General features: G+C 39.9%; 15 protein-coding genes. 11 read left to right on the top strand and 4 right to left on the bottom strand.

Translation table 11 applies throughout. The features are described from left to right. The first annotated feature begins 17 nt into the window (after positions 1 to 17). From rpsK to rplQ, 4 genes are all read left to right on the top strand, one after another. Complete coding sequence (gene rpsK / locus Q0895_RS02945; protein ID WP_058368279.1) at positions 18 to 407, top strand: 30S ribosomal protein S11; 390 nt, start codon at positions 18 to 20, stop codon at positions 405 to 407. A 48-nt stretch (positions 408 to 455) separates the two neighbouring features. Further along, complete coding sequence (gene rpsD, locus Q0895_RS02940) at positions 456 to 1,097, top strand: 30S ribosomal protein S4 (protein ID WP_201574040.1); 642 nt, start codon at positions 456 to 458, stop codon at positions 1,095 to 1,097. Between the two features lie 81 nt (positions 1,098 to 1,178). Further along, complete coding sequence (gene rpoA / locus Q0895_RS02935; protein WP_299185410.1) at positions 1,179 to 2,186, top strand: DNA-directed RNA polymerase subunit alpha; 1,008 nt, start codon at positions 1,179 to 1,181, stop codon at positions 2,184 to 2,186. A gap of 19 nt (positions 2,187 to 2,205) precedes the next feature. Beyond that, the gene (rplQ, locus tag Q0895_RS02930) at positions 2,206 to 2,565 is read left to right on the top strand and encodes a 50S ribosomal protein L17 (protein WP_021813387.1); all 360 of its coding nucleotides are present in this window, start codon (positions 2,206 to 2,208) and stop codon (positions 2,563 to 2,565) included. Between the two features lie 78 nt (positions 2,566 to 2,643). Here rplQ and Q0895_RS02925 read toward each other — a convergent pair whose 3' ends face one another. Beyond that, positions 2,644 to 3,264 (bottom strand): L-threonylcarbamoyladenylate synthase, encoded by a 621-nt coding sequence (locus Q0895_RS02925; protein ID WP_299185409.1) that lies wholly within the window; start codon positions 3,262 to 3,264, stop codon positions 2,644 to 2,646. A 223-nt stretch (positions 3,265 to 3,487) separates the two neighbouring features. Beyond that, complete coding sequence (locus Q0895_RS02920; RefSeq protein ID WP_299185408.1) at positions 3,488 to 4,285, bottom strand: elongation factor P hydroxylase; 798 nt, start codon at positions 4,283 to 4,285, stop codon at positions 3,488 to 3,490. 157 nt (positions 4,286 to 4,442) lie between these two features. Here Q0895_RS02920 and Q0895_RS02915 point away from each other — a divergent pair, with 157 nt between their 5' ends. The 6 genes from Q0895_RS02915 to lysM all read left to right on the top strand — a co-directional run bounded on the left by Q0895_RS02915 (position 4,443) and on the right by lysM (position 9,066). Beyond that, positions 4,443 to 5,033: a YceD family protein gene (locus tag Q0895_RS02915; RefSeq protein WP_299185407.1), complete on the top strand. Its 591-nt coding sequence runs from the start codon at positions 4,443 to 4,445 to the stop codon at positions 5,031 to 5,033. Positions 5,034 to 5,392: 359 nt separating this feature from the next. Beyond that, a complete protein-coding gene (gene rpmF, locus Q0895_RS02910; RefSeq protein ID WP_058368285.1) occupies positions 5,393 to 5,575 on the top strand; it encodes a 50S ribosomal protein L32 in 183 nt (60 codons plus the stop codon). A 415-nt stretch (positions 5,576 to 5,990) separates the two neighbouring features. Further along, the gene (gene fabD, locus Q0895_RS02905) at positions 5,991 to 6,959 is read left to right on the top strand and encodes an ACP S-malonyltransferase (protein ID WP_299185405.1); all 969 of its coding nucleotides are present in this window, start codon (positions 5,991 to 5,993) and stop codon (positions 6,957 to 6,959) included. After that, complete coding sequence (fabG, locus tag Q0895_RS02900; RefSeq protein WP_058368287.1) at positions 6,956 to 7,684, top strand: 3-oxoacyl-ACP reductase FabG; 729 nt, start codon at positions 6,956 to 6,958, stop codon at positions 7,682 to 7,684. Before fabD ends, fabG begins: the two co-directional genes overlap by 4 nt. Positions 7,685 to 7,959: 275 nt before the next feature. Continuing rightward, the gene (acpP, locus tag Q0895_RS02895) at positions 7,960 to 8,196 is read left to right on the top strand and encodes an acyl carrier protein (protein WP_058368288.1); all 237 of its coding nucleotides are present in this window, start codon (positions 7,960 to 7,962) and stop codon (positions 8,194 to 8,196) included. A 360-nt stretch (positions 8,197 to 8,556) separates the two neighbouring features. Next, positions 8,557 to 9,066 carry a peptidoglycan-binding protein LysM gene (gene lysM / locus Q0895_RS02890; RefSeq protein ID WP_299185402.1) on the top strand — a complete coding sequence of 170 codons (510 nt, stop codon included), beginning with the start codon at positions 8,557 to 8,559 and terminating at the stop codon, positions 9,064 to 9,066. A 169-nt stretch (positions 9,067 to 9,235) separates the two neighbouring features. Here lysM and queG read toward each other — a convergent pair whose 3' ends face one another. Next, entirely contained in the window at positions 9,236 to 10,438 is a 1,203-nt protein-coding gene (gene queG / locus Q0895_RS02885; RefSeq protein ID WP_299185400.1) for a tRNA epoxyqueuosine(34) reductase QueG, read from the bottom strand. 194 nt (positions 10,439 to 10,632) lie between these two features. On the opposite strand from queG, the gene Q0895_RS02880 reads away from it, so the two are divergent. Continuing rightward, complete coding sequence (locus Q0895_RS02880) at positions 10,633 to 12,387, top strand: NAD(P)H-hydrate dehydratase (protein ID WP_299185398.1); 1,755 nt, start codon at positions 10,633 to 10,635, stop codon at positions 12,385 to 12,387. 66 nt (positions 12,388 to 12,453) lie between these two features. Here the strand turns inward: Q0895_RS02880 and Q0895_RS02875 are convergent, their stop codons facing one another. Next, the gene (locus Q0895_RS02875) at positions 12,454 to 12,957 is read right to left on the bottom strand and encodes a DUF4124 domain-containing protein (protein ID WP_299185397.1); all 504 of its coding nucleotides are present in this window, start codon (positions 12,955 to 12,957) and stop codon (positions 12,454 to 12,456) included. Positions 12,958 to 13,349 lie beyond the last annotated feature (392 nt).

Below are 13,349 nucleotides of genomic sequence, written 5' to 3'. Positions count from 1 at the left end.
ACTTAGGAAGCTAAAAGATGGCTAAAGACACTCGTAGTCGCAAAAAAGTGACTCGTCGTTCAGTATCGGAGGGCGTAGCCCATATCCATGCGTCTTTTAATAACACCATTGTTACGATTACCGATCGTCAAGGTAATGCACTGGCTTGGGCCACTTCAGGTGGACAAGGCTTCCGTGGTTCACGTAAATCTACACCATTTGCAGCACAGGTTGCAGCTGAAGTTGCTGGCAAAGCAGCTCAAGAATATGGTGTTAAGAATATCGATGTTTTGGTCAAAGGACCAGGACCGGGTCGTGAGTCTGCGGTAAGAGCACTAGGTGCATTGGGTTATAAAGTGAACAGCATCTCTGATGTAACCCCAATCCCACACAATGGTTGCCGTGCGCCGAAAAAGCGCCGCGTCTAATATTAAAGACGAAGCTTTTTATTATAAGAGCTTATAGGAGACATAACAATGGCCCGCTATATTGGACCAAAACTCAAATTATCACGTCGTGAAGGTACAGACTTAGGCCTTAAGTCTGGTGTTAAACCATATGACGTAAAAACAAAGAAAGCTGGACGTCCACCTGGTCAACACGGTGTGAGCCGTAACAAAAGCTCAGAGTACTCTTTGCAGCTACGTGAAAAACAAAAAGTTAAGCGTATCTACGGTGTACTAGAACGTCAGTTCGCTAATTACTATAAAGAAGCTGCTCGTAAGCGTGGTGCTACTGGTGAAAACCTACTAGCTATGCTAGAGAGTCGTCTAGACAACGTAGTTTACCGCATGGGCTTTGGCTCAACTCGCGCCGAAGCACGTCAGCTAGTCAGCCACCGCGCTGTTATGGTAAAAAAAGCTGGCCGTGATGAGTTTGTTCGTGTGAACATTCCATCAATTCAGCTTCAAGATGGTGATGTCATCGCTATCCAAGAGAAATCTCGCGAACAGCTACGTATCAAAAACGCTATTGAATTAGCGTCACAACGTGGTATTCCAGAATGGCTAGATGTTGATCACAGCAAACTACAAGGTACGTTTAAACAAGCACCTGATCGTATTGATCTACCTGCTGAAATCAATGAAAGCTTGATCGTTGAGCTATACTCTAAGTAAATGACGTACCGCTCAATGTCATGATCATGGCGTTGAGCAATTAACGTTAATTAAACCAGTTTAATAAATCGAGGTGACATCATGATGCTAAATGCAACTGAGTTTCTAACGCCGAACGCCATTAACGTGGATACGGTTAATGAAACGATTGCGAAAGTCACGCTCGAACCGTTAGAACGCGGCTTTGGGCATACTTTAGGTAATGCTCTACGTCGCATCTTATTATCTTCATTACCTGGTGCTGCAGTCATTGAAGCCGAGATTGATGGTGTTGACCATGAATACTCAACGCTTGAAGGACTACAAGAAGACGTGCTTGATTTGCTTTTGAACTTAAAAGGCTTAGCAATTACGCTTCATGACCAAAATGAAGTATTCTTGACCTTGGATAAACAAGGTCCAGGCACTATTACTGCTGCAGACATCGCGTTACCGCACAACGTGGACATCATCAATCCAGATTTGGTGTTGGGTACGTTAAGTGATCGTGGTCATCTTAAGATGCGTTTGCGCGTAGTAATGGGTCGTGGATATGAGCCAGCAAACCAGCGCCGTGAAGATGGTGATACTAAAGCAATTGGACGCTTAAAGCTTGATGCAAGCTTTAGTCCTGTGCTACGTGTTGCTTATCAGGTTGAAAACGCTCGCGTTGAGCAGCGTACTGATCTTGATCGTCTTATCGTTGAGCTTGAAACTAATGGCACTATAGATCCAGAAGAAGCAATTCGTAAAGCAGCCACTATTTTGCAACAACAGATTTCTATCTTTGTTGACCTAGAAGCTGAAGAAGCGCCTGAGCCTGTGAAAGAAAAAGAAGAGGTTGATCCAGTGCTTTTACGCCCTGTGGATGATCTTGAACTAACGGTTCGCTCAGCCAACTGCTTGAAAGCTGAAAACATTTACTATATCGGTGATTTGGTACAACGTTCAGAGACTGAACTACTAAAAACCCCAAATCTTGGTAAGAAATCATTGACCGAAATCAAAGACGTACTAGCGTCTAAAGATTTAGAGCTTGGGATGCGTCTAGACAACTGGCCACCAGCTGATTTACGTGTTGATGATCGCTTTTCTTATCGTAGCCGTTAAACTTTAAGGATATCTGACTATGCGCCATCGTAAGAGTGGAGTCAAGCTGGGTCGTACCGGCAGTCATCGTAAGGCAATGTTTCAGAACATGACCAACTCATTATTTGAGCATGAACTGATCAAAACAACATTACCAAAAGCTAAAGAACTACGCCGCGTTGCTGAGCCATTAATCACTATGGCTAAAGAAGACAGCGTTGCAAATCGTCGTTTAGCATTTAGTCGTATGCGTAGCAAAGCTATGGTAGGCAAACTATTTGGCACGTTAGGTCCTCGTTACCAAACTCGTCCAGGTGGTTATTTGCGTATTGTAAAATGCGGTTACCGTGATGGTGACAACGCGCCAATGGCTTATGTAGAACTAGTTGATCGTGACTAATTCTATATTGACGATTTAATATACAAAAAAAGGCTCCAATTTAATTGGAGCCTTTTTTTATGTTAAGTTTTTGGTTAATTACAATAGCAGCGAATCGACATTGGCAGCACCCTGTCTAATAATCTCAGGCTGACTGCTAGTCATATCTACAATAGTAGTCAGCTTAGTAGTCTTTACACCTGCATTAATTAGACCATCGATTTGATTACCCAGTAATTCTTCAATCTCAAAAGGATCATCAAGTATATCTTCGCGGTTAGGCAGTATTAATGAACTGGTTAAAATAGGCTCATCCATTGCTTCTAAAAGCGCTTGGGCGATTGAATTACTGGGCACTCGAATACCGATGGTTTTTTTCTTAGCGTGAGCCAGTTTTTTGGGTACATCTTTGGTAGCATTTAAAATAAAAGTAATGGGCGCTGGAGTATGTGCTTTAAGCTGTTTGAATTGAACATTATCCACCGTAGCATAGTTAGCGATTTCGCTTAAGTCACGGCAAAGTAAGGTAAATTGATGCTTATCATCAAGTTCGCGTATCATTTTTAACTTTTCTAGAGCGTCTTTTGCGCCCAAACGACAGCCAAAAGCATAGCTGGTATCGGTCGGATAGATAATTAGTTGATCTTTACGTAGCAGCTCAGCTGCCTGATTGATGAGACGCGGCTGTGGATTATCTGGGTGAATATAGAATACTTGCATGATTACTCCTTACTTTATAATTATACGTTTTAGTGAACAGCTAACAATAACGTTTATCATCTCTAATAATAAAACTTTTAGAGCTTTTATTACCAGATAAAAGGGTGATTGTTTATATAGTATAGCGTAAGGTTACTTTATATTTAGTAGTAAGGCGTTAAGAGCGGTAGAAAATCGTTAACGTAATATCGCTTCATCATTTGAACACCAATGCAAATTATAACTACATATTGATTTGGTTAGACGTACAAATTAAAAGTAATGCAGCCAGTAATGTCTTTGCGTCGCGCGGTAGAGTATGGGGTTTGGCAACGTACTCTTTAGCTTTCATATATACATCGTAAGCAAATGTACTCGTACTGGTATCAAAGTCAGCAGATAAGTTGTCTTGTGAGACTTGAAAAGAGTGTCCACAGGCAAGGGTGAATAAACATTCTAGTGCTTGCGGTTTAATCTCTACACGCTCAAAAGCTTGCTGCTGTGCTACTGTTCGTCCATCTGGGGCATACCAGTAGCCAAAGTCGTTTAATAGCCTACGCTTACGACCAGCGACGCACCAATGGCTGATTTCGTGCAAGGCGCTTGCAAAAAAACCATGAGCAAATTCAATACGTGCAGGCTGACCCCCTTGTATTGGAAAATATTCTGGTTCTTGCTCACCGCGTACTAACTCTACCTTTTGCTCTAAAAACAAAGTATTAAACAGTGATATCAGCCAATCAGTAAGAGTGTGCTCAAAATCCTTGTAAGTTTGTAAAGTGTTTACAGATTGACTGTCAACATTACTCTGATAGTCAGTGCAAATACTATTTAACCATTGCCACTGCTGCTGTGAGATTATTAAATAACTGATCAGCTTGTTTTGAGAGGTAATAACTTTTCTATCAGATAAAGACAAACTTTCACTATCAAAGTCCTCGATAGGTAGACTTTCTAGGGTGGTTAGTTGATTCAAAAGTGTGGCAGAATTAGTAGGGGTCAATATTGTAGAAAAATCGATGTGTTGAGACTGGTTGTTCATAGATAAGCAAATCAATTAAATAGGCAAGAAAGATATTTTTTTAGAAAGTATTTTGATTGGTAACAAAAATCGTAACATACTAGCGCTAGCGTCGTATTGGGCTTTCCGTTAGTATGGCAAGCAATATTATACACCGTTTTGAACCACGAGGCGCCATATGTCAAGTACTTCAAAGAACCTTGAAACTACTCAGAATAATGAAACTAGCACGGTTACATCTGTAAATATGCCAGAACAGATCTCCTTAGATAAATGGGCAGATAGCGGATTTGATTGGCAAGGTGAGGTTGCGCCTGCAAGTTTTGAGCGACTAGCCAAACTTTTAACAAGTGAACATGAGCAACCAAAATTAAACTTGGATGCTAATTTATACCGTCATAATAATGTTTTACATTTTGCTTTTAAATTAACAGGTAATATTTGGTTGACCTGTCAGCGCTGTTTGCAACCTGTTGAAATTGATCTTACGGATAACTATGATATTGCTTTGCTTGATGATGAGAACCAAGTAAGGTTGATTGATAATGAGCAAGACTATTTATTGTTAAATGAGATTATTACTGAGCAAATACCTGAGCGTTTGTTACCTCTCAAAAAACTGATAGAAGATGAAATATTATTAAAGACACCATTGGCACCAAAACATGATGATTGTGAAATGGTGGTTGAACAATTTGGTGAAATACCTGAGGAAGAAGAGAGTGAAAATCCTTTTGCAGCATTAGCAGCTTTAAAAGGTAAATTATAGCAGTAGCTATATAAAGATAGCGAGTAGTTTGAAGCATTAATCATAACCATGAAGTTGTATGAGTGGTTTTCTTATTAACAATGGTTTTTTATCTTCTTTGTACATAAGAATAGAAGTCAATGCTTTATTATTCGTCTAAACATGCGTATAATGTCCGGTTTATTGCATTCTGGCAACATACTATATGCAGTTAAAAATTAACCAAATTATCTATAGATTCTATAATTAGTTAGTGTTTGATGCATATCGTAAAATATTTGATGATGCGTAAGACTTAGGTTGTTGTGATTATATAGCCTCTGTCAGTATCGATTAAAGCTGAATTTCAAGCTTGTCCCTTTAAGTATAGGAGCTATATCATGGCTGTTCAAAAAAGTCGTAAAAGCCGTTCTCGTCGTGACATGCGCCGTTCACACCACCATATGAGCGTGGCTGAGCTAAGCGTAGATGCGACTACTGGTGAAAAACATCGTCGTCATCATATGACTAAAGATGGTTTTTATCGTGGTCGTCAACTGTTTAAGGTTAGTCAAGAAGCTTAAATTATTGTCTGTTTGATAGTTGGTATACGGTGGTGGTAGTACTTTTATTTATTTACTGCTATCCAATATATTTATTGTTAAACAGTTCATATTGAGCTTACGAAAACCAAGTTATTTCGCTATCGTATGTAAGATAGCTGGATAGCTTGGTTTTTTATTATGTGTCATTTATGAGTCTATCTCTGTTAAGAAGCGCTTATAACAATGGTTTAATAGTCATAAAGTTTTGTTGATAGTATTTTCGGTGATTTATTCAGTTTGTATTACTGTGATTTTATGACTCGCTATAATAATTATGCATAGCAGTGTATAGTTTATAATAACTCGCTGTAATAAGTGACACATTAGAATTTTGTTTTATAATTATCCTCAGTCTATTTTAAGAATATCTTCAATTACTTAAGGAATATTGGCTATGGCATCTGCACCTGATACAGTAGTAACCTCACCCTATCGTATTGCAGTAATCTTTCCTGGACAAGGGGCTCAGGCGGTCAATATGACTGCTGAGCTTGCAGAAATATACCCACAAATACACGACACTTTTGCTGAAGCCAGCAAGGCTTTGGGTGAAGACTTATGGGCAATATGTCAAAATGAAGAACAGCTGAACCAGACTCAATATACTCAGCCTGCGTTATTAGCTGCTAGCATTGCTATATGGCGTATCTTGCAAGATAAACTAGACAAAGAGCCTCTTTATTTAGCAGGCCATTCGTTAGGTGAATATAGTGCACTTTGTGCTGCTGGTGTTATATCATTAACCGATGCTGTGCAACTGGTGCATAAGCGCGGCAAACTGATGCAAGAGGCAGTAGCCGATATTGATACTGCAATGGCAGCAGTATTAGGACTCGAAGACAGTCGCGTTGAAACGTTATGTGAGCAAGCGACTGAACATGTTGATGGCGCTGTTGTGGGTGCCGCTAACTTTAACAGTCCAGGCCAAGTTGTTATATCTGGTAATGCTGCTGGGGTAACGGCTGTTATTGATAAGGTGCAAAATACTGGCAAAAAGGCGATTCCTCTAAAAGTTAGCGTTCCATCACACTGCGCATTAATGGAACCAGCAAGCCAAGCACTGGCAGAAGAATTGGCTGCTATTAAATTTGATCAAGCCAACATTCCTGTTATCCAGAACCGACATGCTCGTATTGAGACCAGTGTTCAAAGTATTAAACAAGCCTTAACAGAACAGCTTAGTGAGCCTGTATTGTGGTCAAAGACCATGCAAGAGCTAGCAGACAAACAAATAAATATATTAATTGAGTGCGGTAGTGGTAATGTGCTGAGTAATCTCGCTAAGCGACAAACGCAGCCGATTACAAGTTATCCAGTAGACAAGCCTGCTCGCATGGAAAAATTGATGGAGGTGTTATCATGAGTCGTACGATTGTATTAGTTAGTGGGGCAAGTCGCGGTATCGGTAAAGCTGTTGCCAAACGTTTTGCGAAAGAAGGACATTTCGTCATTGGAACAGCGACCACAGAGAAAGGGGCTGCTCTTATCGATGATTATCTGCATGATTCAGGTGGTATAGGCCGAGTTTTAGATGTTCGTGATGCGGCACAAATTGATAAACTGTTTGAAGAGATTGAAAGTGTATATGGTGCCGTACAAGTATTAGTAAATAATGCAGGTATTACCCAAGATGGGTTGTTAATGCGTATGAAAGATGAAGACTGGGACAGTGTGGTTGACACCAATCTAACCTCAGTTTATCGCATGAGTAAACGAGCAGTACGTGGCATGATGAAAGCGCGTCGTGGCCGTATTATTAATATCAGTTCAGTGGTTGCAAAAATGGGCAATGCTGGACAGTCTAACTATGCTGCTACAAAAGCAGGCGTAGAAGGATTTAGTCGTACTTTGGCGCGTGAGATTGGCTCTCGTCAAGTAACTATCAACTGTGTGGCACCAGGACTGATTGAGACTGATATGACAGATGAGCTGGACGAACGCTTACTAAACTCTATGTTGGATGCTGTACCTATCGGACGTTTGGGACAGCCAGAAGATATTGCAGCCGCAACATTATTCTTGGCTAGTGATGAAGCGAGTTATATTACTGGAGCCGTTATACCCGTCAACGGTGGTATGTACATGTAATACCATAAGTAGTATAAAAACATCGTTTACACTCGTATAATAAAAACCTGCGTGAACGAGTGTAAACTGTATTTAATGGTGTTATAATGACGCATATTTTTATGTTTCAGACCTGTGCTATAAAGGGTTTCATAAAGCATTAAATAAATCGAGACGGGTCAAACTGTGTTAGAGTCTTATCTCTGAGATAAAATACCGTATTCGACCAGACATTATCAGCTCAAAAAATAGCTAGATGATAGTTTTTAAAATTAATAGATAAAGGAGTAGTTTATATGAGTAATGATACTGAGTTAAGAGTAAAATCTGCAGTAGCAGAGCAGTTGGGCATGAATGTTGAAGACATCAGCAACGACGCTTCTTTCATGGAAGATCTAGGTGCAGATTCACTAGACTTGGTTGAGCTTGTTATGTCTTTCGAAAGTGATTTTGGCATTACTATTCCTGATGAAGATTCAGCAGAATTGACTACTGTACAAAAAGCAATCGATTACGTTCAAGCTCAACTGTAAGCCACTGCTGCTTTATAGTCTATTTATAATATGACTACAGCAAGATTTGCTAAACCGTTTATCTTTATTGATAAACGGTTTTTTTATATTTTAAAAAAGGTCTAAAGACTATGGTTTATCTATGATGTGAATAGCTTGTCTTATATTGCTAGAACTTATGTCATCCAATCTGTAACCGCATATCATTAACACAATCTATATGGGAGTAACATTATCCAACATACTTTTACTATCTAACGCTTTTTTACTTTTTTCACTTTGTTATACTTATTGTGATGGCAGCAGCTAGAATTAGTCTGTCACCGATCATAATTTTAAAATATAAAAATGACTAACAATAAAACTTGAAGGAGTATGTATATGGGTATGTTTAGTTTTGCAAAAGATATTGGAGATAAGATTTTTAATCGTGATGATGACAAACATGATGCAAAATCAGAAACCAAAGCAGATGCCAATACGCCAGTAAAAACCACGGAGCCTTCTGCTCAATCGGTTGCCAATATACTATTGCGCCGTATTCAACAACAGAATCTCAATATTGATAACTTAAAAGTTAAATATAATGGTTCAACTGATACAGCTGAGATTAGCGGTAATGCTAAAACTCAAGCAGACCGTGAAAAAGCCATTATCGCGATTGGTAATGTGCAGAATGTAGCAAAGGTTATTGATAATATCGACATCGAAGAAGATGCGCCTGAATCCACGATGTACACTGTGAAATCTGGCGATAGCTTATCTAAGATTGCTGAAGAGGTGTATGGTTCATCTGGTGACTATATGAAGATATTTGAGGCCAATAAGCCTATGTTATCTGATCCAAATAAGATATATCCAGGGCAAGTATTACGTATTCCTAAGCCATAGTTGAAATAAAGTAGAATGATTTTTATAAATACAATGACTTAGATTGTATTAACCAGGAATAGTATAGTTGGTGCAAATAAAACGCCTTTTAGTATAAGAGGCGTTTTTTATTGTCTGACTCTTATGTATTTCTTAGTTTTATTGTGCTTTTTCGATAGCGTAAAAAATGCTATTCATTACTATTACCAAGTTTTTCCATCTGCTCTGCAATTGCCCAATTAATATGCTCATCAAGCATCTTGCTATACCCTAATCTAGATTCTAATTGACTAATAATGTCTAGACTAGGATTAGCGTTACCCAGTCCGATAGCAATGTTTCGTAAAAAATTAACATATCCTGTCCGTCTAATTGGACTACCTTTTGTATATTCTAAAAAGTCAGACTCTTGCCACTGCCAAAGCTCAATTAAGCCAATATTATCAAGATTGTGTCTAGGGGCGAAGTCATTTACCGATGTCAGATTGGCGTAACGGTTCCAAGGACAAATAAGCTGACAGTCATCACAGCCAAATACCCGATTGCCTATGGCACGCCGGTACTTTATATCGATTGCCCCTTCGTGTTCGATGGTCAAATATGAGATGCATGCAGCGGCATTAAGCTTATAAGGAGCGACGATCGCCTGCGTGGGACAAATATCAATACAAGCGCTACAACTGCCGCAATGCGCATTGACTGGTTTGTCATCAGGCAGGTTAAGACTGATAAATAACTCGCCTAACACAAAAAAAGAGCCCGCCGATTTATTCAGAAGTAAAGTATGCTTGCCTGTCCAGCCAAGACCGACTGCATCTGCTATTGGTCGCTCAAAAATAGGAGCAGAATCACTAAACGGACGAAAAACGAAATCTGACTCGGCTCCAATGTTTAAATGCTGCCATTCAGGAAGCTTGTTTTCGATCTTAAGAGCCAATTGCTTTAAACGGCTACGCATCGTCTTATGATAATCTCGGCCTCGTGCATAACGTGCAATGATACCTTGATTAGGGTAGTCGTTATCGGTGACAGTGCGTGGCACTGGTGTCTGGGTTAGATAGTCCATACGTACGCTGATGATGGTTTGCGCGCCTGCAACGAGCTTAGCAGGATGTGCCCTTAAGTCATGGTTGTTATGCATAAACTGCAATTGCCCTTCATATCCTTTGTCTAACCACTGTTGTAGCTGCTCAATCTGTTGTGCAAATAAAGGGTGATGGACGGATAAGAATCCACAGTCAGCGAACCCTAAAGCTTGTGCCTCAGACTTAATCCATTGTTTTACCTCTACTGCAGTAGCAAATACAGGAGTATTGGTAACTTCAATACCAACGCTCGTTTGCTGATTAGAGGAATGCACTGAATGCTGTTTGATGGACGATTTATTGTTCATATTAGAGGGTACTAGTTTGTGAATTTATATATCGATAGTGATTTTGTAGCGGCTATGATAGGCCAGTTTATTGCCAATGCAACCATAAAAATTAAATATTGGGTGGTTAGTATTGATACATAAAGCTAGATATGTTTTTGTTATATTTATAACCTAGCAGTTTATAAACTCATAAAATAAGAAAAAGGAATATTATGCAATCATCAATACAATCAGCAGCACAGTGCCCGTACTCGTCATTGCCTATCGCTTTATACGCTAGCGAACAAGTTTATGCTATAGAACAAGCATGGTTTGCACAAGGATATGATAGCTTTGGTTTGATGCAACAAGCTGCTTGGCAAATGGCACAACGTATTATACCGCTTTATGAACGAGTCAAGGCGCAAACGAAGCGCTACGCCAGACATCATCATTATATGGCTCGTCAGCCTAGTGCGTGTGTTTGGGTAGGGCAAGGTAATAATGGCGGAGATGGTTGGTTAATTGCTCATTATCTACAGCAAGCGGGCTGGCAAGTACAAGTGATAACAGTCGGCGTAGAAATGGATAATCGGGCAGATAACAGTCAAAAGAGCCAAACCTCAGTCAATGATGCAATAAAGGCTCAGCGTAAGGCTTTAAGCATGAGCTGTCCTTATCAACGCTTTGAGGATATGCAATGTTATCAAAATAAAAATGAGCAATTGGATATGGCTTTGCAGGCTGATATCTATATTGATGCACTATTTGGTATTGGTTTAGATCGTGCGCCAAAAGGTTTGTATGAACAAGCAATTATAACATTTAATAGCGCAGCTCAGCAGATTGACGCTTTAACAATTGCCGTTGATATTCCAAGTGGTCTCGTTGCTTCTACCGGTCAAGTATTTGAAAAATTAGCCATACAGGCGGATATTACCTTATGTCTAATTGCGCGTAAGTTTGGTCTGCATACCAAAGATGGTATGGATTACAGTGGAGAAATAATTGATATACCGTTGATACCTTATGCATCTATTGAACCTGTTGCAATACTGCTTAAAGATGCCCAACATCTAACGCCGCGTCGTCACAACAGTTATAAAGGTAGCTATGGCCATGTCTTAGTGATTGGAGGCAATCGTATTGAAGGCTCTCAAGGTATGGGCGGTGCCGCGATTCTAACGGCTTCTAGTGCGATGGCAACTGGGACTGGTAAAATAACCGTTGCCTGTCATCAAGCATTTCACGGCGCGTTATTGACCTCGTTACCTGATGCGATGACGATTGACCTACACGATCAGGAGGGCGTTGAGCGTTTAATTGAAAGTGCAAGCGTCGTTACTATTGGTATAGGGCTTGGCCGCGATGAAAAAGCAAAAATACTATTTATCCGTTACGTGCAAGCAGTAATGGCGCATAACAGCACGCTAGTAATCGATGCCGACGGTCTCTATCATTTAGCAGCGCTACACATAGAAAAACACAAAGTTGTTACTCAACTACGGGAGTATAGTAAGACGCATAAGGTTTGCTTAACACCGCATAGTGGTGAAGCAGCCAAATTATTAAATAAAGAGATTGGTGAGATAGAAAACGACAGATTGTCAGCTATACAACGATGCGCGGATAGGTATGGTGGGAGCTGGGTACTAAAAGGCGCAGGCTCGCTCATTTTAGAGCGAGAGAGTATCTATGTTTGCGGTGCTGGTAACGCTGGGATGGCAACAGCTGGAATGGGGGATATACTATCTGGAGTGGTTGCAGGTTTATTGGCGCAAGAAGACTTAGAGAATGAGCAGAGTAACTTGCGTCAAGCAGTGATGATCCATGCATTAGCAGGTGATATGTTGGTTCACCAAAATTCACATGATGCTGCCACATACAAGCATGTAAGTAAAGAACAGCTATTGGTTGGACAACGCGGCTTACAAGCACAAGATATGCCAGCAGCCATACGTCATATTATGCAAAAACTAACCTACTAAGTAATATAAACTTCGTTGAAGACATCTTTGGTAATGAGATAGGTTTATTACTAAAGCTAGCTGTGCTTAAGTCTCTGTACTTTGACAATACTGTTCAATCGCTTGTTGTACACGCTCTCGCTTAAGTTCAATCTCGCGACTATCTAAGTACTGGCGTTTACCGTTTGCATCCATCTCGTAAATACGGCCGCCAACGTTTAAATTGGTTAAGTTGTTACGTAGTGATTGACAGCGCTGAGCATTTGCCTGCGCCTCTTGCTCTTGGATACGCGCCTCAAGCTGTGCGACACGTTGTTCTTCAGCACTTGGAGTATCGTTGTGCTGATTGGCATCGGTTTTACCTGCCATTTGCCCTGCATTCGCTTGTCTGCCATCATTACGAAACTCAATCACCTCAACATTACGAGCATTTTGCGGTGCATACTGGCTATATTTGACTTCACCATGCGTACCGATGGACTTGTAAACTTGGATAGCATGACTTGCACTCATAGGTAGAACGAACATACAAGTGGTGATAACGCCAATCAGTAGTTTATTGACAGTATGAATCATGGATGAATATGCCATGCTAGCAATCCTTTTAATGAATAAAAATATTCATATGTGAGCGTAAATATATCATTGTATAAATTACAAGGTTTATACAATATATGTTGATTCTAACAAAAAATAATGACAAATGTATATTTTTTAATAACTAATAGTTAAGTGTGGGTTTCACAAGTTTTTCTTGACAATAGGACTTAAACCACCGAATATAAGAACAGTTGATTGGTCAGTGAGCGGCTTTTATGATATTGCCGTAGCACTTGAGGATAATTACTGGTTACTGCTTATCAGCAGTCTCTACAGTTTTATGCTCTTTGTGACAGTAGCACAGTGTAGTATGAATAATGTCTGCCACAGTCTTTATTCTTAACTGTACTTACTGTCTCCGGACTTATCGGTCTACAATGACT

Origin of the sequence: uncultured Psychrobacter sp. (assembly GCF_947495825.1) — a bacterium.
Lineage (GTDB): Bacteria > Pseudomonadota > Gammaproteobacteria > Pseudomonadales > Moraxellaceae > Psychrobacter.
Note: the sequence above shows the minus strand (reverse complement) of the source record. Positions and strands in the feature narration are given on the sequence as shown.